The organism is Spongiimicrobium sp. 3-5 (genome assembly GCF_046557915.1).
Lineage (GTDB): Bacteria > Bacteroidota > Bacteroidia > Flavobacteriales > Flavobacteriaceae > JBHEBG01.
Window position 1 is genome coordinate 15,000 of sequence record NZ_JBHEBG010000009.1, and the last position, 20,142, is coordinate 35,141.

A 20,142-nucleotide genomic window follows, 5' to 3' on the forward strand; every position below is an offset into this window, starting at 1 on the left:
ATGATCTACCAAAGAAGCAGTGCACTCTTTAAAGAGGCAAAACAATATATTCCGGGTGGGGTAAACTCTCCGGTAAGGGCTTTTAAAGCGGTCGGAGGCGATCCCATTTTTGTAAAGGAAGCCAAAGGAGCCTATCTCTATGATGAAGACGGAAATCGTTTGATCGACTATATTTCCTCCTGGGGCCCCTTAATTTTAGGACACGCCCATGAGCCTGTTATCAGTGCGGTAATCAATAAGGCAAAGCAAGGAACTTCTTTTGGAATGCCTACGGAAATAGAAACGGAGCTTGCAAAATTGGCCGTCTCCATGGTTCCCAATATCGATAAAATACGTTTTGTAAACAGTGGTACGGAGGCTTGTATGAGTGCGGTACGTTTGGCAAGGGGGTTCACAGGAAAGGATAAGATCATTAAATTTGCCGGGTGTTATCATGGCCATTCAGATTCGTTTTTAATACAGGCCGGTAGCGGTGCGGTAACTTTTGGAAGTCCCAACAGCCCGGGTGTTACCCAGGGGACGGCAAAAGATACGCTTCTAGCTCAGTATAACGATATAGCAGGTGTTAGGGCCTTGGCAGAAGCCAATAAGGGTCAGATAGCAGCGGTAATCATAGAACCTGTGGCTGGGAATATGGGATGCATTATTCCGACCGAGGATTTCATTAATGGATTAAGGGAGCTTTGCACTTCCGAGAACATACTTTTGATTTTTGATGAGGTTATGACCGGCTTCCGATTGGCGGCAGGAGGAGCACAAGAGGTGCTTAATGTAGCTGCGGATATAGTAACGTTTGGAAAAGTAATCGGTGGTGGATTACCCGTTGGGGCATTTGCGGCACGTTCGGAAATTATGGACTATTTGGCACCGGAAGGTCCTGTATACCAAGCCGGTACGCTAAGTGGTAACCCGTTGGCCATGAGTGCTGGTTTGGCCATGTTAAGGGAGTTGAACAACAAGCCCGAAATTTTTACAAGTCTCGAGGAGAAGACCCAATACTTGCATAAGGGAATAGCCCATGTATTAAAGAGCAAGGGAGTGCCTCATCAAATTAACAGATTTGGCAGCATGGTTTCTGTACATTTTACGGACCAACCCGTTATAGACTTTGTTTCCTCCGCAAAGGGAAATAACGAAACTTTTAAGAAATACTTCCATGGTATGCTGCAACAAGGTATTTATTTGCCCCCAAGTGCTTTTGAGAGTTATTTTCTTAATGATGCCCTTTCTTATCAGGACTTGGATGATACCATTGCTGCGGTGGCGACAATTTTTTAGGACTATTGCTCTTTTTAGTTAAAGAACATTAAACCAAAGCGCTCCTAAAACCATTTAAGAGCGCTTTACTATCTATTTGCGGCCATGCTGCTTTTTCAAACCTTTGTGGCGCATACCCTTTTTATGTTGCATCCGTTTCCATTGGTCATATTGCTTTTCAGATAAAATTTGCTTTACTTTTTGTTGATGGGCAATCTTATCGTCCAAACGAAGATTCAACATTTCAAAACGTTCATCAGTTGTGGGTTTTTGATTTTCGTTCTTTTCCTTTAACGCCTTCCGCTCTTCAATTTTTGCTTTTCGGCTAATGGCGTTTTCCAAATTTAGCTGTTGGATCTGCTGCTGTTGAGTTTCATTGAGGTCCAAGGCCAGAGTCATTTTTTTGGTATGCAAGGTAGCTACCTGCTCCGGACTCATATCCTTAAAGGCGTTTCTATGATGTTCCCTGCCTTTTTCTTTTTGTGCCAAGGCGGTTACGCCAACACATAACATTACTACTAAAACTACTTTTTTCATCTGTTTAAATTTTATGATTTTAAAGTAGGACTGCAATAGGTTTTTAAGGTTTAGCCTTGTTATTTAGTTTAAACAATTTTTAACAGATGTTGGCCTATCAAAATTAACCGAAAACAACTAAGGCGTGGTTAACAAACCACGCCTTAGCTCTATAAACATAAATGGGTCGTTATTCCGTATCTAAGATTCTGGGTATGTTGGAGGTTGATACCTCATTAACCGAAACCTTGGCCAAACTTGTGGTGTTGGTTTCAGAATCCAAATCCTGATCCATTGAATAGTAAGTAAGTGAAGCGGCAACAAAGCAGCTAAAATATACGAGACTTTTTAATTTGTATGACATAACTGTGGGGGTTTCAGTTCTCTAACTAAGTTATGGCCGTTTGTAATTTCATTTGGATAATTGTTGTCAAATAAGCCTTTTTTGATGTCAAAAGATCAATATCAGTGGTTTAAATCATGAGGGAACAAAATTTTTTTAAAATCACCTTTTAAAATCTTCGATGTATGGCTTTAATTAATGGATAATAGGAGTCGCCATTTTATGTATATACAACCAAATAAATCAATTATTAAGAAAATAAACGGGTGATTTAGGGAAGGTGTTTTTCATTTTTTCCTAGGAAAAACCAAGGTGATGTTCATTACCGCATTGTTAAGTTAATCATAAGTTGTACTAAAATCGAAATCACACTAATTTAATACAATTTATTGATAATCAGTACTTTAAAATTATTTTATTGCCATTTTATTGTAGAAGATCAGTTGGCCTCTTTGTTAAACAAAATAGAAAGATGTAACAATTTGGTTTTTGGATAGTCTTATTTACAAAGCGTTTAATTAACGACATCAATCAAAAATCAATCATAAAATGAACAAGTTATTAGTAATCTGTGGTTTGGTATTCTTGGCGAATACTTCCACTCCCGAAGAAAAAAAAGAGACCTTGGCATGTATAGTGGACGAGGTTGAAATGAACGAAAATCAAAATTTATCAGAAGCCTTGGCGGTGTTAAGCACCATTGGTAAGGAAATTGAGGTTAAAACGGTGGATTTTTCTGCCGCGGCAAGAGTTGCTCCGTGCGAGTTAGATTTAGATCAGGTGGTTTATATTGAAGAAGAAGCCGAGATAGATCTTGGGTTTGATGTAACCGATTACCTACCCGAAGGTTTCGATCCAAACAAGAGCTATGTAGATCTTAATGGTATTGAATATCTTGAAGAGGAGGAAATTGAACTCGGTTTCGATGCAAACAGCTATCTGCCTGCTTCATTCAACGCCTATGACGCCCCTACAGGGATAGAAGGGATTGTATATGTTGAAGAACAAGAACCAATAGATTTGGGTTTTAATACCTCGGATTATTTACCTAGCAACTTCGATCCTTATAAATCCTATGAAGATTTGGATGCGATAATCTACCTAGAAGATGAGGAAGTCATAGAGCTTGGTTTCGATGTAAACGAGTATTTGCCCTTAGGTTTTGATCCACACGCGGAAGATACCACGACCCAGAACGCCTACATGTATTAATTTCAGCCGCACCTTTTAGGGCGCAGGCACTTCAAAGCATTGTTTCAACACAAACCGTTTTTTACCAAAAAGGTAAAATATCTAACATATAATCTTGGTTTATTATTATGTTGAATTAGCGAAGCAAAACCTCTATATTTTATAGGGGTTTTGTTTTTTTGGCTATTTCTCACATTAGATGGAGGATTGGGGTCATATTAACAAAAAAATAACATTAAATCGTCAGATTTTTTTGTGCAAGAAACCATCATTAAAAATGACTACTCCGTAAGAATTAATATGTTAAAATGCGAAGTTGATAGTGTTTGATCACCGAATCTGATGAAACCGTTTTTTGCCCTTAAATATTGGTTCGTTAAGGAAAATTTAAAGACAACAATTTATAATAAATGCTGTTCTATCTTTGCTTTAAATTTAAACTGTAAAGGTTATGAACAACAAAAATTTGATTTTGATCGCTATCCTAGGACTTTTTGCCTATACCGGCGTTTATGCCTGCTATAATGGCAATAATATAGATAGTTCTGACTTTCCTTGTATCGAATATATTGAGGAAGAACAGGAAATAGATTTGGGTTTTGATACTGCGGATTACCTTCCCGAAGGTTTTAACCCCTACGAGGTATATGTAAACCTACATGCTATTGAGTATTGTGAGGATGAAACCATAGAGTTAGGATTTGACACCAGCAATTATCTACCCCAAGATTTTGACCCTTATGCAGATCCAACTGGTATTGATGGGATTGTATATGTTGAAGATGAAACCATAGAACTTGGTTTTGATACGGCGGATTACCTTCCTGAAGGTTTTAACCCCTACGAAGTATATTTTGATCTTAATTCAGTGGAATACATTGAAGACGAGGAAATAGAATTGGGTTTTGATGTAAACAAGTATTTACCTAAGGGTTTCGACCCCTATGGGGATGTAAGTATCTAATATTAACATCAAACTAAAATTTTATAATAAGACCCCGCTTTTGTCGGGGTCTTTGCTTTTAGAACAGCAGTGGTACAACAAATTGAAACATTAAGATCAATAGCCCAACCGCTATTAAATTAAGAATAATTCCTACCCGGGCCATTTCATGAACTTTGATATAACCGCTAGCAAAGACAATGGCGTTTGGCGGTGTGGCCATAGGTAGCATAAAAGCGCAACTACTGGCCATGGTCACCGGAATTAATAAATAGAGCAAAGGTATTTCCAAGCCAATGGCAATCCCTGCTACAACAGGGGCAAGTACCGCTACTAGGGCAACATTGCTCATAAGCTCGGTCATAAAGAGCATTAATAAGATCAGCAGGGCCGCTGTAAACAAAACACTGATCTCGCTGGCAGCAATAGCTGTGGCCACCATATCCACAATGCCGCTAACCGACATGCCTTTGGCCAAGGCAAGCCCACCACCAAAAAGGATAAGAATACCCCAGGCGAGTTTTTCAGTATCTTTCCATCTAATTATAAAATCGCCCTTTTTCATGTCAAACGGAATCGCAAAAAGGGAAACGGCCGCCAACATGCTTATAATAGTATCGGACAAGCCCAAATCGGGGAATACACTGTTGATTAAGGTCCTAAAGATCCAAAGGAAAACGGTAACACCAAATATGGCCAATACCATTTTTTCCTTCCCAGAAGTAGGGCCTAGTTTTTTAAGTTCTGCTTGTATAACATCCTTGGAGGCGTTGAATTTGAGTTCTCTATTGGGAAACATCCATTTTACCAGAACCAAATAACTGATACCGATCATGGTAATGGAGAAGGGTAGCCCTATAACCATCCATTTTAGAAAAGAAATTTCGATATTGTATTGGTTCTCCAAGAGCCCTATCAATACAGAATTGGGCGGAGTGCCAATTACGGTCGCTATGCCCCCCGCATTGGCGGAAAATGCAATACCCAGCATAACGCTGAGAGCAAAATTACGATCGTTTTTGGTAAACCCATCGGCGTCGTTTACCAACAGCCCTATTACTGACATAGCAATAGGAAGCATTACCACCACACTGGCGGTATTGCTTATCCACATACTTAAAGCGGCAGTGGCGATCATAAAGCCCAAAACCACTTTATTGGGGGTGGTGCCCGTTATTCTTATAATATTTAATGCTATTCGTTTGTGTAGATTTACCTTTTCTAATGCAAGGGCCATAACAAAGCCACCAAAAAATAGAAATATAATGGGACTTCCATAATTGGCGCCAACATCTGCAATAGGCATAATTTTCAGTAATGGAAAAAGAATTAGTGGAAGTAATGCAGCTACAGATATGGATACCGCTTCGGTAATCCACCAGATAACCATCCAAGCTGCTACGGCAATTACTGCGTCACCTTTTTCGGAAATTAAATCAGTTGGAAAATAATGTAGTACAAAAAACGAAATGGGGCCGAGAAACAACCCAATTTTTTTGCTGAAGTCCATGTAACAAATTTGTTGCCCCCTAAACTATACTTTTTCCAGTAGTTTTAAAAATAAAATTGACGTTCCATGACAAATGGGAAATTTTATGAAGCACTTGGGTAGTTTGCCAAGCATTTACCTTACCGCTATTGGTTTAGATTAATAGGGTTTAATGCTTCGTCAAAGAGAGCATAAAACAGTTTTTGTTCGCCCTCCATGGTATTGTAGGCCGCCACAAAAAAGAGGTTGTCATTAATCTCCACGAATTCTGGCAGGTAATTGCCGTTGTACGCAATTTCTTTAATCAAACCGCCGTTGGCATTAAATTTTTTCAAATATAGGTCGGTGGAGATAACGAAAGAGTCGCCAAGGGAGATTAACCCTTGTATGTCCGATCCATTATTGAATGTGTCATGTGCAACTTTATTTCCGGTAGCATCGGTGACCATTAATTCTCCTCTGGCATAGCATGCGATATTACCATTAGACAGTTGTGCCAGATGGTAAGGGCCGTTAAGGACATTAAGATCGGTGGGTGTGGTAGTTAAGCCCGAATCTTCATAGATAACATGCGCCGTTACGTTTAAACTGGCATCAAAAAAGACGAGCAAGGGTTTGTAGTCGGTAACAAAAGGGGCAACTGCGTTTTTAGTAAACACCGCGCCATATGCTATAAAACCGGTACTTGTCTGAATCATATCGCCGATCATGGCATCCGCACTGCCAAAGGCATTAAAATGTTCCTCAAAGGCATCGCCACTGCTGTTTCTTCTTTCTACTGCGGTTTTATAGACACCGCCATCTTCCTTGGTCCCATAGTATAGGAAATCGGTTCCGGAAGGTAAATATCCATAACTGTGCCTTGTGGCAGAATTTATACCATTAACAAAACCCCAGGCACCGGTATAGGTAACTTCCTGAGTCCCGTAAAGGCTAGGTAAAGTTCTGGAAAAATGAAAATTTTTGTTTCCGGTAGGAAGGAAGTTTACAAAAGCACTGTTGGAATTGAAGGGCTTGTCCGCAATATAATTGGATGTTGCACTATAGTCCCCATTTAGTTCCTTATAATAAAATTTGGACCCCTCTGCACCAACCTTATCCTCTAGCAACTCTATAAAATAAATATCGTTGGTAGTATTAAGTCCGGTCTCTAAAGGAATAGATATAAAGCCGGTTTCAATTTCGGGGAAAATATAATTTATTTCAATGGCGTCCGTAACGCTGATAGACCTAGAAAAAGTGTCTTTATTATCTTCTACGTCCGTAACTTCCAAAACAATGGTAAAATCGCCCGCTTCTTGCAGTAGAATTTCAGGATTTTCTTTTACGCTGGTTTCCCCGTTTCCAAAATCGTAATGGTATGAGGTGGCACCTTCGGAGCAGCTCGTAATTTTAATGGATTCACCGACCGCACCCGAGTTTTTGTCCAATGAAAAACAAGCTTTGAGGGTAATTGGGGAAGTAGGATCTTCTTCTGGATCACCGGTGGTTGAAGTGTCCTTAGAACAAGAAAAAATCATAGTAAGGCAGAAGCCTAGTAGGTATAGATGCTTCATACATATAGATTTGGGTACAACTAAGTAACTGATTTTTAGGATAATTTAGCGTAAAAACTCGATAAACTGCCCTAAACTTTAACAAAATCGGTTATAAATGACCCTATCGTAAAAAAAAACAACGGTTTGAGGAGGTTTATTGTATTTAAGGCAAGTATGCCATAATTAGAGGTTACTGAGCCCATTTTTTCCCTTAAAAAGATATGGATACGGATTAGTATTTAAAGCAGAACTACATTCAATGAATCGTTGGTTTTTTCAACCTTTGCCACCTGGTTCTTTGTCAATTCTTTTATGGTTTTGTCCCATTTTTTGTTGGAAAGGCCAGATTGTACCTTCAAATCGTTCAAGGGCAGTGTTTTAACTTTTTTTAGTAGTTCAAAAACCATTTTCCCCTCCTGGCTTAATTCTATTTCGGGAGCCACTTTCTTTTCAGGCCTCATTTGTGGAAAGAACAGTACTTCTTGTATAGAGGAGTTATTGGTAAGTAACATCACTAAACGGTCTATGCCAATCCCGATTCCACTGGTAGGAGGCATACCATATTCCAAAGCCCTCAGAAAATCCTGGTCAATGAACATGGCTTCATCATCTCCTTTTTCCGAAAGTTTTAACTGATCCTCAAAACGCTCTCGTTGATCAATAGGATCGTTTAGTTCCGAATAGGCATTGGCCAGTTCTTTACCGTTGACCATCAATTCAAATCGCTCTGTCAGCGCTGAATTACTCCTATGCTCTTTGGTAAGTGGACTCATCTCCTTGGGATAATCTATAATAAAAGTAGGCTGAACATAATGGTGCTCACAACGTTCACCAAAAATCTCATCGATCAGTTTGCCAATGCCCATACTGTCATCTACTTCCAGTCCCAGCTTTTTGGCCACCTCACGTAACTGTACTTCGTTCATTCCGGCGACGTCATAACCGGTGTGTTCTTTTATTGCTTCTAAAATGGGTATCCTCGGATATGGGGCCTTAAATTCTATTTGCTTGTCCCCAACGGTTACCTTGGAGGTTCCATTGGCATCTACAGCTACTTTTTCCAATAACTGCTCTGTGGTATCCATCATCCAATTATAATCCTTGTAGGCCACGTAGAGCTCCATAACGGTAAATTCAGGATTATGGGTACGGTCCATACCCTCGTTCCTAAAATCTTTTGAAAACTCATAGACCCCATCAAAGCCACCAACAATTAAGCGTTTTAGATACAGTTCGTTGGCAATACGGAGATATAAGGGAATATTCAATGCATTATGATGGGTCATAAACGGTCTGGCCGCAGCTCCACCCGGTATGGGTTGCAAAATGGGTGTTTCTACTTCCAAATAATCCCGATCATTAAAAAATTGCCTTATGCTATTGGTAATTTTGGTCCTTTTGATAAAGGTTTCCTTTACCGACGGATTTACCACTAAATCTACATAGCGCTGCCGGTATCTAAGCTCAGGGTCGTTAAACTCATCGTAAACATTCCCATCTCCATCAACTTTGGGCAGTGGTAGGGGACGTAGTGCTTTGCTCAACAAAGTGAAATCCGTAACCTTTACGGTTTTTTCACCTACTTGTGTGATGAACAATTCACCTTCTATCCCTATGATATCGCCAATATCTAGTAACTTTTTGTAAACTTCGTTATATTTTGTCTTGTCTTCACCTAAACAGATTTCATCGCGGTTAAAATAAACCTGGATACGGCCTTCACTATCCTGTAATTCTGCAAAAGAGGCTTTGCCCTGAATACGTCTAGACATAAGACGACCGGAGAGTATTACTTTCTTTCCGTCCTCAAAAGCATCTTTACAGGTTTTGGAAGTGGCATCTACAGGGTATAGGGCCGCAGGATAAGGGTTAATTCCCATTTCCCTTAGTTTGGTCAGTTTTTCCCTTCTGATTACTTCTTGTTCGGACAGCTGCATATACATATAGTTAAAGCTGCAAATATAGCTACTCTTAGGTAATCTATCAATCCAGTGAAAAGAATGTTTCTACGGGTATATTGGTTTGTTCATGGTTGTAACAAAATGGATATTTTTGCGTCAAATAAGTATATCGATCATAAATCCTACAAGAATGAGTTTTTGGAGAGTCCTACTTGCCATTTTGTTTCCGCCCCTGTCCGTAATTGGAAAAGGTTGCGGGTCTATTTTAATCGTATTCCTTTTAACGCTATGCGGCTGGGTACCAGGTGTCATTGCGGCCTTGGTAATCCTTAACAATCCCAACTGATAGTTGTATCTTTGTATTTCTAACCATTAGGATCCATGAGAAATACATTATTGCTTTTATTGACCGTTTTAGGTATGGCGAGCTGCCAAATTAGAGAAGAAATAATCTTCAGTGAAGATGGTAGCGGTACTTATAAGATGGGGTTTGATATGTCCGAATTTATGAAAATGGGCAATGAACAAGATACCTTACCTCCAGAGCCCGCTATAGACACTTTGATAAATTTCGCCTCCTTTTTAGACGAAAAGAAAGATAGTATTGCCACCTTGTCCAAGGAAGAGCAAGGAAGGTTGGAAGCGTTAAGACCCTTGCAGTTTTCAATGAAAATGAACGAGGAAGAAAAGCAGATGGATATGCAATTGTCCTATGTGTTTACCACCTTGGACGATATTTCCAAATTTGCCGACGCCATAAAGAAAGCAGATATTAAGGAGTTGGATCAAATGATGAACCCCATGGGAGATGCTGCTGCCCCGGTGGCCTCCGATACCGTACAAAAAAAGGATGATATGAGTGCCATTTTTTCCATGGCAGAATCCTTTACCACCAAATTTAGCAACGCTGGGTTTAGCAGAAAAGTAACGGAAGCGGCCATAGCAGAGATGTCGCTTAAAAAGGATACCACCTTAACTGCGGACGATCCTTTTTCCGATATGATTCGTTTTAAGCAAGTATACCGTTTTCCGTATCGGGTTAAAAGCGTGGATAATGACAATGCAAAGATTTTATCGGATTTTAAAGGGATAGAGATTGAGGCCAATATGTATGAAATGAACAATGATCCCAAGTACTTTAATATAGAAGTTAGTTTTGAGGAATGAATAAGGATATTTTTTTACAAGATCTAGACCTTAAGGATTATAAGGAGACCTGGGACTACCAGGAACTTTTGTTCCAGGAGATTTTGGATATCAAGATTAAAAATAGAAGGGAAGGGACCAAAACACCCACACCCAACCACTTTTTACTGGTAGAACACCCGCATGTATATACCTTGGGGAAAAGCGGGAATAAAGATAACCTGCTGATCAATACCGAAGATCTAGCGTTAAAAAAAGCGAAATTTTATAAAATAAATAGAGGTGGGGATATTACCTACCATGGTCCTGGGCAAATTGTTGGTTATCCCATTTTGGACTTGGATAATTTTTTTACCGATATTCACAAATACCTAAGATTGTTAGAGGAAATGGTTATCCTAACCTTGGCGGACTATGGTTTAAAAGGCGAGCGTTCTAAAGGTGAAACAGGTGTATGGTTAGATGTAGGTACTCCTTTTGCCCGTAAGATATGTGCTTTGGGCGTTAGGGCAAGCAGGTGGGTAACCATGCACGGTTTTGCACTGAACGTGAATACCGATCTGAGCTATTTTGATAATATGATACCCTGCGGTATTAAAGATAAGTCCGTAACTTCTTTAAGCGCGGAATTAGGCAAGAAAACAATACCTATGGAAGCCGTAAAAGAAAAGCTTTTGGCACATTTTGAAGGTCTTTTTGAAGCTAATTTCAAGGAAATAAAAACGACGATCCGTATATAGGACTATCCGGGCTTCTAGTGCAAACACTCTTCCATCCGATCTTCCACGCCCATGGCTGTATACATTTGACATTCAACACGGGTTATGTCCTCTTGTAACAGTTCCAATTGACGCTCAGCATTTTCTCTACAAGCGGCACTACCGCATCTTCTTTTTCTTTCTTCTAGGCGTTGTTTTCTGTCATATAAATCCATGAGCCTAACTTTGAAATCTTCCATTTGATTGGCAATGCCCGTACCCGGAGATCCGCCCAAAGTCATTTTTTTATAACCGGAGGCAACGAAGACGGTCATTTTTGGTTCAATGGAAAGTAGTTCCGACTGTATGTATTCACCTGTATCTAGCATTTCCATTTTGGAGAACACGGCCAAACGGTTACAGTTATGAAAAACAAAATCTTTAACCACCCCGGTAAGAAACCCTACTAATGGGACACTGGTTTTAATTGGAGGTATATCGGGGTCCAAATCAAAATATATGGTAATCTTGGCCATGGAGCCATCGGGCTGGGCAATTTCACTTACAAATCCTTCTGTGGCGCCCCACGGTAAATCTGCAGGTATGGGAGCGGGAGTGCTAGTTGCATCTCGGATACCTGCCATAAACTCACCTATAAAAGAGAGTTGTCCCGTAAAGACATTATCAGCGGTTTGGCCAGTCTCGACCACTATGGCCCTTTTTTGACCATACATCGCATCAAGGACATAGGAAACCATTTGTCCGTCAGATTTCCAGATAGCGCCATTAATGGAACCTTGCCTATTGGAAGTCCTTCCAAAATTTGACATGAAAAAACCACTGGGAAAGTAAGCAGAACCGTCGGTGGTATTTACATAAAAATCCACATTATACCTAGTTGTCTTGGGCACAACCGCTCCGGCATCATTTGTGTAGTTGGCCCTAACCTCTATGTCGCATTTAATTTGATAATCAAACCTAAAGTTTCCGTTTATATCCGTTTCCGGATTGGCGGCAAAGGTCCCGTATTCTCCAATTGGGGCAAGGCATTGTGCGTTTGTAAATTGAAATAAAATAAGTGCTGTTAATAATGCTGCTGCCCTTTTCATATTGGCCTATTTATTTGTTTTTCATGTCATTTGCTAAAGGAGGTAAGCAAGCTGCTGCTCATTAGTTTCCCTTTTTTGTTGTAGTCTTCCTGTTTTACAAGTCCCACTCCGGGTGCCATCCATTGTTTGGAACTGTTTTGTTGTTTCATTCCCATTTTAAGTTCGGTATCGTAGGTAATTATGGAGCAGTCGAACGTTCCTGCCGGTGTGGTAACTGTTTCCTCTCCCACGACTTTGCGATTTAGTATATGAATATTCATATTCATGCTCATGCCGGCCATATTCATGTTCATTTGCAGGTCGGCATCGGGCAATTGTTGCCCTACGGAAAGATTATTGGGCAAGTCCAGGTTTGTACCGCTCATTTTAACATCTATATCCTTATACTGCTGCATAAATTGTGGGGACATCAAGGAGGTAAAATCCATGGATACCACTTCACCGGCACAGCTGATCCCGATCTGGCTTTCCATGATCACTTTTTCTTTCTTGTCCTTTACAGATGTAAAGAAGGTTGCGGTTTCACCACTATCGGTGGCTTTTACATCCTTCACTTTATAATCCACTATGGCACTTACCTTGTTTTTGTTGTCATAAGTGGTTACCTGGAATTTAACATCTTCTTCAAAAGGATAATATTTACTGCAACTGTCTTGGGCATTGCCAAGGGCAACATATAAAAATGCTAGAAAGAAACTAATAGTGGTACGGATCATTTATTTAGATTTTTATGAATTCTACTCTTCTATTTTGTGCTTTGCCGTCTGCAGTGCCATTATCGCCCACCGGCATGGTCTCGCCCTTGCCTTCGGTCTCTAACCTACTAGAAGATACGTTGTAAACCGATACAAGCGCGTTCTTAACGGCGGCAGCGCGTTTTTTGGAAAGCTCCATATTGGCAGCATCGTTTCCGTCTGCATCGGTATGGCCCACAATTCTTAAGTTCATGCTACTTTCTTGTTGCAAGACCTGGGATATTTGCCTAATAATGCCCATGGACTGTGGCTGAATATTGGCAGAGCCTACATCGAACAAAATACCATTGGTAGAAACTTTACCTGTGGAAATTAGTGTTCGTCTTAGGTCCAGACCACCTTTGGCTACTTTTAGATTGCTAAGAAAAAGACGTTCTTTGCCATCCTTAAAATTGCTAAGTTGAAATTTTAAGGTACTTAGCTTTCCTGTGGGTACCGCACGCGGAATATCTACATATTTTTTTTCGTTCACCCATAGCCTAAACCGTTGCTTATTAACCGCAATGGAAATATGGGGCTGGTTTAACACTGCATTGCGCAAATCCGCTTTTACCACATTATTGATTTCGCCTTCCTTACCACGGTTTATATAGTTGCGCATCCTTATACCAATCGCTGAATATTGGCAAAAGGGAATATGGGCCTCTACGTAGTTGTCTCCGTATTGAAAATTAAGGTCATCGCTTAGCAAAACCTCCATAGTAGCCGTAGACGATGTTTTATTGTCCAGTCCTACAGCCAATAAATCAAATTCTATAGTGTATTCCTCGGGTAGTTTGGGTACATCGGGGACGTAGAACGTTTTGTAACCGGGTAAGATCTGCATCCATCGTTGAGGGCTATCATCTACCGTAACAACTTCGCCACTGCCATTGGTATTCCATTTGGAGGGGAAATCTCCTATAAAATCATTGGCGTAGTCATCAAAGAACAGTAGTTCGTCTCCCGGAACAAAATCAAATTTACTATATACGGTAATGGTCTTCTGCCCTGAAGGTCCGCCGGCCGTGCCTCCATTCTGCCCCCCAGAATTGGAGCCGTTGTCGTTTGATGGTGGGGAAGAACCCCCATTGGAATTAGGAGTGTTGCTCGGTTGTTTGGAGCCTGGCTCCAAAATACTATCCAAGGCAGCGTCGGTTTTCTTCGATGTTTCCCTTTCTACGCGTCTTTCTATGGTACGTTCGGCAGCTCTTTCTGCTTTTTTACCTAGCTTTTTTAAAAACTGTCCGTTTACATTGGTACTGAAAAAAACGGTGAGGGAAATTGTTAAGCTTATTCTTAACAATCGTGTTAGGATTTTCATGATCAAGAAAGTGTTAGAAGTATCTTTAAAAATACAATTTTTAATACATATAATTGGTAATCAAATGATTGCCTCGATTGTTGGAAAAATCTCTCAAACTATCGAAACGGTCAATCTTAACTCTGAAAATAATTAAAATCAGTCCCTGAAGTATAAAAATTGTATGCTTGGCCTGTATTTATGTGTAGTTGGTCTTCTAACTTAAACTAGTTCATTCTATAAACGATTAGCGAATTTTCCAGGTCTTTGGCTACCAGCTCTAATTTACGATCATTGTCAATATCCGTTAAATCGATTACGGAAGTGCCATAAACTGGGAAATTTTGAATAGGTTTTGCCATACTATCGAAGAGGTAAATCTTTTGATTTTGGATATCCGTAACACTTACATAGATTTTATCATAGATATAAAAAATCCGAGGTTTGGTATAGACGCCCAATTCCAACTCTACCTTTTTCCCTTTTATACTAAGCACGTTATCGTTCATTAAGACCAACGTTTTACTTGTGGCGTCCATTCCATGGTCTTTATTCAGGTTAAAATTGGTCTTGGACAATTTACCCTTTTGATCTACTTGGTAGAGCACACCCTTTTTATCACTTACGGAAAATTTATTTTTATATAGGTAGATGTCGTTTTCGGAGAAATCTATTTTATCGCTGACCTTAACCCGAACGTCACCTACTCGGTTCAGTATTTTAAAGCTTCCGTCCTCTAGCGTAAATACCAGATAATCCTTGCCATTTATTCGAAAGTGTTTTGGCGTACCAATTGCAGCGCTTTCGGCTAATTTGTACTTAAATCCGTCAACTATCGCACCTTTGCTGTTGTACATAAATATTTTGCTCCCCTGACTTACTACAAAACGATAGTTCTTTTGTCCATCATAGTCAAAAACTGCGAGTTCGTTTAGGTTGCCTCCATCATAAGACATCACAAAAGGTTTAACTGCCTCCCCGTTACGATCTAGGATGTAGAACTGGCTATCTGTGGTAAACGCCAGTTGTAAGCGGCCATTTTTATAGATATCTACCTGTTTAACCTTGCCTTGTATACTACCTTCCAATTGTTTTTTCCAAAGCACTTTTCCTTCGGAAGAGATCAGATACAGGTTTTGCTCCGTGTCTTGTACTATAATTTCCTTTTTGTTGGTTCTATGGTTGATGACAAATTGCGGTTCGGTGGCAATATCATTATCTAACTGTACCGTAAATAATGGAGCTGTGGTATTACTTTTTGCCTTGCTTTCAATTTTTTGGATCAATACATTGGCATGATAAAAATTGTCATCGGCAACCATTTGCCCGGCAAACACATAATCGGAAAGTTTCGCATTTTTAAGGTCTTTGGTGGTAGTGGCGTTAAAATCATCTCCCCATACCTGTTGCAATCCCGTTTTATTGCCCATATACAGTATGTTGGCTTCATCTGCCAGTCTTTGTTGGGCAGTTTTAAAAACTTGGGTCTTGTTATAGGTAGCCCCATTTTTGTAATTCCGTATTATCGTTTGCAACGGTTCCCTATTTTCGGAGAACACAAAGGCGTTGTCCAAAATAGAATAGTGTTTGGCCGTAAAGTTCTTTACCAAAGGATTAAAAAGGGCATTTAAAAAATCTGTGGACCTAAGTGTAGCAATTTCGTTTCCTTGATAGTCCTCTGACGATGCTTTAATGTTATCCAAAAATTGTGAAATGCTTTCAGCTCCATAGGTATTTAGCACTATAGCTTTCCCGATGCTTAAATCAATAAAACCTATTTCCTCTACCGTATTAAAAATAGTGTCCATTACGGTAATCCTATCTAAGTACTTTTGCTGATTTTTAGCAAATATGTTGTAGTCCGAAAAGGTATAAGATAGAAAACCGTTGGCATTCATGGGGGTAAAGGAGGGGGTAGTATTGGTTAAGGCGCCCGAATTTCTAAACAGGTTGATGTAATTTTTAACCGAGTCGTTGGCAACCATTACCCCACTTAGATTAATATGATCTTGCCCCATTTTCATATCGAAAGAGATCCAGTCGGCAAAAGAAGAGGTATTTAAAGCAGTATCTTCCTTCACCAAGGTCGAAACCATGGAATCGCTTATATTCACATTTATGAAAATTGTGGTTGAGGTGACGGAACCACTGGTTTGGTATAATTTTTTTAGGGCAATATTTGTTTTTGCCTTTCCCGGTCTACGAATCACATTTTCCGTTAACAGCTGAGATGAGCAAATTATAGTTTTACCATCAATGTCAGTGCTAAAAAAGGAGATATCCCCAACTGTATATTTTTTAAAACTTCCATGTTCGTAAGCTATGGATTCAACAGATTTGTCGGCAACGTCTTCCAAGGTAAAGAGTTCGGGAGATGATGAGGTAACCAACATAAATTCAAAATTATCTTTCCCAAGTTCAATAAATGCCAACAAACATTCAGAGACGGGGTTTAAATAATTGAAGGCAGATACTCTTTCCTGGATAGACTTGTACATGGAGGTACTTTCTATTTTAGAAAGGAAGTCATTATTCTTAAGTTCGCTCTTTAATACGGCAAAGTCGTTTGTTTTAACTAGGATTGCCGCATTTTGAGGAAGATAATCTAGCAGGGGAGAAGTTATGTTCTTTTCTTTTTCACAGGCAAGAGCCAGAAAGGCCAGCAAGACAATTAGAAATCTGAATTTCATGAATAGGGATTTGCACAAATTTAGGATTTTTATATGTCAAGAGTCAACTGCTCGGGCAATTGTCTAAAACTTTTTCTATGGTATTTGGTAAGGCCAAACTTGCGTATGGCATCCCTATGCTCCTTGGTAGGATATCCTTTGTTGCTTTTCCAATTATACATAGGAAACTCGTCATGTAGTTTCTCCATATAGGCGTCCCGGTAAGTTTTTGCAAGAATAGAGGCAGCCGCAATACTCATGTATTTGCTATCTCCTTTAATTATGCAACTGTGAGGCACACTTTTGTAGGGAACAAACTTGTTTCCATCAACGATTATAAATTTTGGATTAAATGATAACTCGGCGAGAGCACCGTGCATGGCTAGGATTGAAGCATTAAGAATGTTTATTTCGTCTATTTTTCTCGGGTTTATATGTTTTACCGCAAAGCAGGTAGATACCTGTTCAATAATAGGCCTTAACAAATCTCTCTTTGTTTCCGATAGTTTTTTGGAATCGTTGAGGATTTCATTTTCAAAATCTTGGGGTAAAATTACTGCTGCGGCGGTTACCGGGCCGGCAAGACACCCCCTTCCCGCCTCGTCCGTACCGGCTTCTTCGGGATGATAAAAAAACGATTTAAGCACCTAATTTAAATTAGAAGGTTGTTATTCTTCAAACTTAATGACCATTTCACAAAATGAAGGATAAAAATTTGTTTTTTTTGAGATGGTAATTGGATTAGGTTTTACAAGCATTTATACAGAAAGCCGATTCTTGTAAAAACTTTCACATTTCGTTACGAACAAAAAAATTAACTTTGCCCCTGTAAGTTGCTACAATGAGATATATCTTTCCGGTACTTTTTTTGTTTTCATCCCTACTTTTCGCCCAAGAAGATTCCATTGCACCGGTAAAAAGAATAGATACTACTCGGTTGCAAAAAAAGTTACCCGAAAAAAAACCACCAAAGAAAGCAGCTCAAGAAACCATAGAAATAGGGATCAAAGATTATAAGATCATTTCTCATGCCCGCGACACTACTTTTTTAGATACCACACTTACGCTAAAAAAGGAGTATACCTATAATTACCTAAGAAAAGACGACTTTGAACTTTTGCCGTTTCCCAATGTTGGCCAACCGTATAATCGTTTAGGGGTAAATTTTGAACGAATATCGCTATACCCTAGGATAGGGGCAGAGGCCAGGCATGCCAATTATATGGAGGTTGAGGATATTACCTATTTCAACGTGGCCACGCCCATGACCGATCTAATGTTTAAAACCACCTTTGAACAGGGACAGTTGTTAGATGCCACGCTTACCTTTAACACCTCTCCACGTTTAAATTTTTCCATTGCCTATAAAGGGTTCCGGTCATTAGGTAAATACCAATTTAACCAGACAGAATCTGGTAATTTTAGAACAACTGCCAATTACGAGACCAAAAACGGTAGGTATAACTTTAGGGCCCACATTGCGGCCCAAGATTTGGAGAGTCAGGAAAACGGGGGTATTACCAATCCTATAGATCAATTCGAATCGGGAGAGGCAGAATTTACTGATCGCTCAAGGATAGATGTTAACCTTACCGATGCTACGAACAGGATTTTAGGGAAACGATACTTTTTTGAACATCAATACAAACTTGTAAAAAAAGAAAGGGACTCCGGGCAATCAAAGGCAACTTCGCTTGCTTTTGGACACTTGTTCAGTTATGAGACCAAATTTTATCAGTTTGATCAAACAAATCAAAACGATTTTTTGGGAACCAATACCTTTGGAGCCGAAATTATGGATAGGGCAAGGCTTAAGACCTCCTTTAATGAGGTAAGTGCTATATTCTCCAATAATACCCTTGGAAACCTAAAAGGGATTATTAATTTATATGATTATAGTTATTTCTTTAATAGTATTCTCATTACCGATACCGGACAAATAGATAACGGGCTTAATGGCCAGGAGATTTCAGCAGGCGCGGATTATTCTAAACAGATAGGAGGTTTTAAAGTAGACGGAAGAGTGCGCTATACCGTGTCGGGAGAATTAACGGACAATCTGTTGGAAGCTTCAGCAAGCTATTCGCTAAGCGATAAACATAAAGTCACTGTTGGGATACATTCTTCTGCCGCTATGCCCAATTTTAATTACTTGCTGTATCAGAGCGATTATCAGAATTTTAATTGGCAAAATTCGTCAACATTTGAGAACCAAAGCATCAACAGTCTACGGTTCAGTTTGGAATCTCAAGTGTGGGGTAACCTTACAGCCAAGTATACTACTGTGGACAATTATACCTATTTTGCCTCAGAGGCCACTCAGGAGCAGATAGATGCCGGGCAGGAAAATGCCTTTATTAAACCTTTTCAAGAAGGCAATAGTGTAAATCATCTTAAGATAAAGTACGAGAAAGAGTTTCGCTTAGGTAAATTTGCTCTTGCCAATACCGTGATGTACCAAAATGTTTCGCAGACCAATGAAGTGCTGAATGTGCCACAATTGGTAACAAGAAACACACTGTATTTTTCCGATGAGGTCTTTAAAAAGGCGATGTATATACAGACAGGGATAAACTTTAAATATTTTACTTCCTATAATATGAACTCTTACAATCCTTTGTTGGGAGAGTTTTATATTCAAAACAGGGAAGAACAGGGAGGGTTTCCCTTGCTGGATTTCTTTATCAATGCTCGGGTGAGGCAAACCAGAATATATCTAAAGGCAGAACATTTTAATTCTTCTTTTTCAGGTTACAATTTCTATTCCGCTCCCAATTATCCGTATCGCGATTTTGTAATACGATTTGGTTTGGTTTGGAATTTCTTCTCCTAACTAGGTATACTTACCATTTTAAAATACCACCATTGGCATTTTGCTAACTGGCTTTATTTAAGGATGTTATTTGGAGTGATATAGAAGCCCGTGGTGTTGTCTTTAGATTCAATGGCAAATTTGTAACACTTTGATATGCAGCTCGAAGGCATATATTGGTGAGTTGTTTGGGGTTTGTTGAAATTATTTTCATACATAAATAGCTTATAATCAGATAAGTGTAATTTATTTGACAATTCTATTTAAAAATTTTGATTTATGTATTGTGTAAGCAAAAAAACGGTTATATATTTGCACCCGCTTTGGGGGACATGATTTAGGTTGTTCCCATGAATAGAGCGGTATTGTTAAAATAAAAGTTCATTGATATATTGGATCGACAACAAAAAGGGGCCGCCGTTTGATCGGCGGTCCCTAGGATTGGAACAACAATGCGATAATGATATTTTTGTGCCGGGATCTCGGGCATCGT

The 20,142-nt window shown here is 39.5% G+C and carries 17 protein-coding genes; 7 read left to right on the forward strand and 10 right to left on the reverse strand.

The annotated features are described in order from the left end of the window. Positions 1–1,278 (forward strand): glutamate-1-semialdehyde 2,1-aminomutase, encoded by a 1,278-nt coding sequence (hemL, locus tag ACEQ81_RS18375; protein WP_411032388.1) that lies wholly within the window; start codon positions 1–3, stop codon positions 1,276–1,278. A 72-nt stretch (positions 1,279–1,350) separates the two neighbouring features. On the opposite strand, the gene ACEQ81_RS18380 is transcribed toward hemL, so the two are convergent. Further along, positions 1,351–1,794 carry a hypothetical protein gene (locus ACEQ81_RS18380; RefSeq protein ID WP_411032389.1) on the reverse strand — a complete coding sequence of 148 codons (444 nt, stop codon included), beginning with the start codon at positions 1,792–1,794 and terminating at the stop codon, positions 1,351–1,353. 169 nt (positions 1,795–1,963) lie between these two features. Beyond that, complete coding sequence (locus ACEQ81_RS18385) at positions 1,964–2,137, reverse strand: hypothetical protein (RefSeq protein WP_411032390.1); 174 nt, start codon at positions 2,135–2,137, stop codon at positions 1,964–1,966. Between the two features lie 528 nt (positions 2,138–2,665). Between ACEQ81_RS18385 and ACEQ81_RS18390 the strand changes: the two genes are divergently transcribed. Both ACEQ81_RS18390 and ACEQ81_RS18395 read left to right on the forward strand, forming a co-directional pair. Next, a complete protein-coding gene (locus ACEQ81_RS18390; RefSeq protein ID WP_411032391.1) occupies positions 2,666–3,328 on the forward strand; it encodes a hypothetical protein in 663 nt (220 codons plus the stop codon). Positions 3,329–3,758: 430 nt separating this feature from the next. Continuing rightward, positions 3,759–4,271 (forward strand): hypothetical protein, encoded by a 513-nt coding sequence (locus tag ACEQ81_RS18395; RefSeq protein WP_411032392.1) that lies wholly within the window; start codon positions 3,759–3,761, stop codon positions 4,269–4,271. A 58-nt stretch (positions 4,272–4,329) separates the two neighbouring features. Here ACEQ81_RS18395 and ACEQ81_RS18400 read toward each other — a convergent pair whose 3' ends face one another. The 3 genes from ACEQ81_RS18400 to lysS form a co-directional block, all read right to left on the reverse strand. Continuing rightward, entirely contained in the window at positions 4,330–5,760 is a 1,431-nt protein-coding gene (locus ACEQ81_RS18400) for an SLC13 family permease (protein WP_411032393.1), read from the reverse strand. A 125-nt stretch (positions 5,761–5,885) separates the two neighbouring features. Next, positions 5,886–7,295: a PKD domain-containing protein gene (locus ACEQ81_RS18405; protein WP_411032394.1), complete on the reverse strand. Its 1,410-nt coding sequence runs from the start codon at positions 7,293–7,295 to the stop codon at positions 5,886–5,888. A gap of 221 nt (positions 7,296–7,516) precedes the next feature. Further along, entirely contained in the window at positions 7,517–9,214 is a 1,698-nt protein-coding gene (gene lysS / locus ACEQ81_RS18410) for a lysine--tRNA ligase (RefSeq protein ID WP_411032395.1), read from the reverse strand. Between the two features lie 154 nt (positions 9,215–9,368). Here lysS and ACEQ81_RS18415 point away from each other — a divergent pair, with 154 nt between their 5' ends. Genes ACEQ81_RS18415 through lipB form a run of 3 tightly spaced genes read left to right on the forward strand, consistent with a single transcriptional unit; the run spans position 9,369 to position 11,064 of the window. After that, the gene (locus ACEQ81_RS18415; protein WP_090291467.1) at positions 9,369–9,524 is read left to right on the forward strand and encodes a YqaE/Pmp3 family membrane protein; all 156 of its coding nucleotides are present in this window, start codon (positions 9,369–9,371) and stop codon (positions 9,522–9,524) included. Between the two features lie 35 nt (positions 9,525–9,559). Further along, the gene (locus ACEQ81_RS18420; protein ID WP_411032396.1) at positions 9,560–10,345 is read left to right on the forward strand and encodes a hypothetical protein; all 786 of its coding nucleotides are present in this window, start codon (positions 9,560–9,562) and stop codon (positions 10,343–10,345) included. After that, positions 10,342–11,064 carry a lipoyl(octanoyl) transferase LipB gene (gene lipB, locus ACEQ81_RS18425; RefSeq protein WP_411032397.1) on the forward strand — a complete coding sequence of 241 codons (723 nt, stop codon included), beginning with the start codon at positions 10,342–10,344 and terminating at the stop codon, positions 11,062–11,064. Before ACEQ81_RS18420 ends, lipB begins: the two co-directional genes overlap by 4 nt. A 14-nt stretch (positions 11,065–11,078) precedes the next feature. Here lipB and ACEQ81_RS18430 read toward each other — a convergent pair whose 3' ends face one another. From ACEQ81_RS18430 to ACEQ81_RS18450, 5 genes are all read right to left on the reverse strand, one after another. Further along, entirely contained in the window at positions 11,079–12,131 is a 1,053-nt protein-coding gene (locus tag ACEQ81_RS18430) for a hypothetical protein (RefSeq protein ID WP_411032398.1), read from the reverse strand. 26 nt (positions 12,132–12,157) lie between these two features. After that, on the reverse strand, positions 12,158–12,847 hold the full coding sequence (locus ACEQ81_RS18435) for a hypothetical protein (RefSeq protein WP_411032399.1): 690 nt from the start codon (positions 12,845–12,847) through the stop codon (positions 12,158–12,160). A gap of 4 nt (positions 12,848–12,851) precedes the next feature. Beyond that, positions 12,852–14,189, reverse strand: coding sequence for an OmpA family protein (locus ACEQ81_RS18440; RefSeq protein WP_411032400.1), 1,338 nt, complete (start codon positions 14,187–14,189; stop codon positions 12,852–12,854). Between the two features lie 206 nt (positions 14,190–14,395). Continuing rightward, positions 14,396–16,858, reverse strand: coding sequence for a ribonuclease HII (locus ACEQ81_RS18445; protein WP_411032401.1), 2,463 nt, complete (start codon positions 16,856–16,858; stop codon positions 14,396–14,398). A gap of 29 nt (positions 16,859–16,887) precedes the next feature. Next, positions 16,888–17,484 (reverse strand): ribonuclease HII, encoded by a 597-nt coding sequence (locus tag ACEQ81_RS18450; RefSeq protein ID WP_411032402.1) that lies wholly within the window; start codon positions 17,482–17,484, stop codon positions 16,888–16,890. 194 nt (positions 17,485–17,678) lie between these two features. Between ACEQ81_RS18450 and ACEQ81_RS18455 the strand changes: the two genes are divergently transcribed. Then, on the forward strand, positions 17,679–19,670 hold the full coding sequence (locus ACEQ81_RS18455; RefSeq protein WP_411032403.1) for a putative porin: 1,992 nt from the start codon (positions 17,679–17,681) through the stop codon (positions 19,668–19,670). The last annotated feature ends 472 nt before the right edge of the window (positions 19,671–20,142 follow it).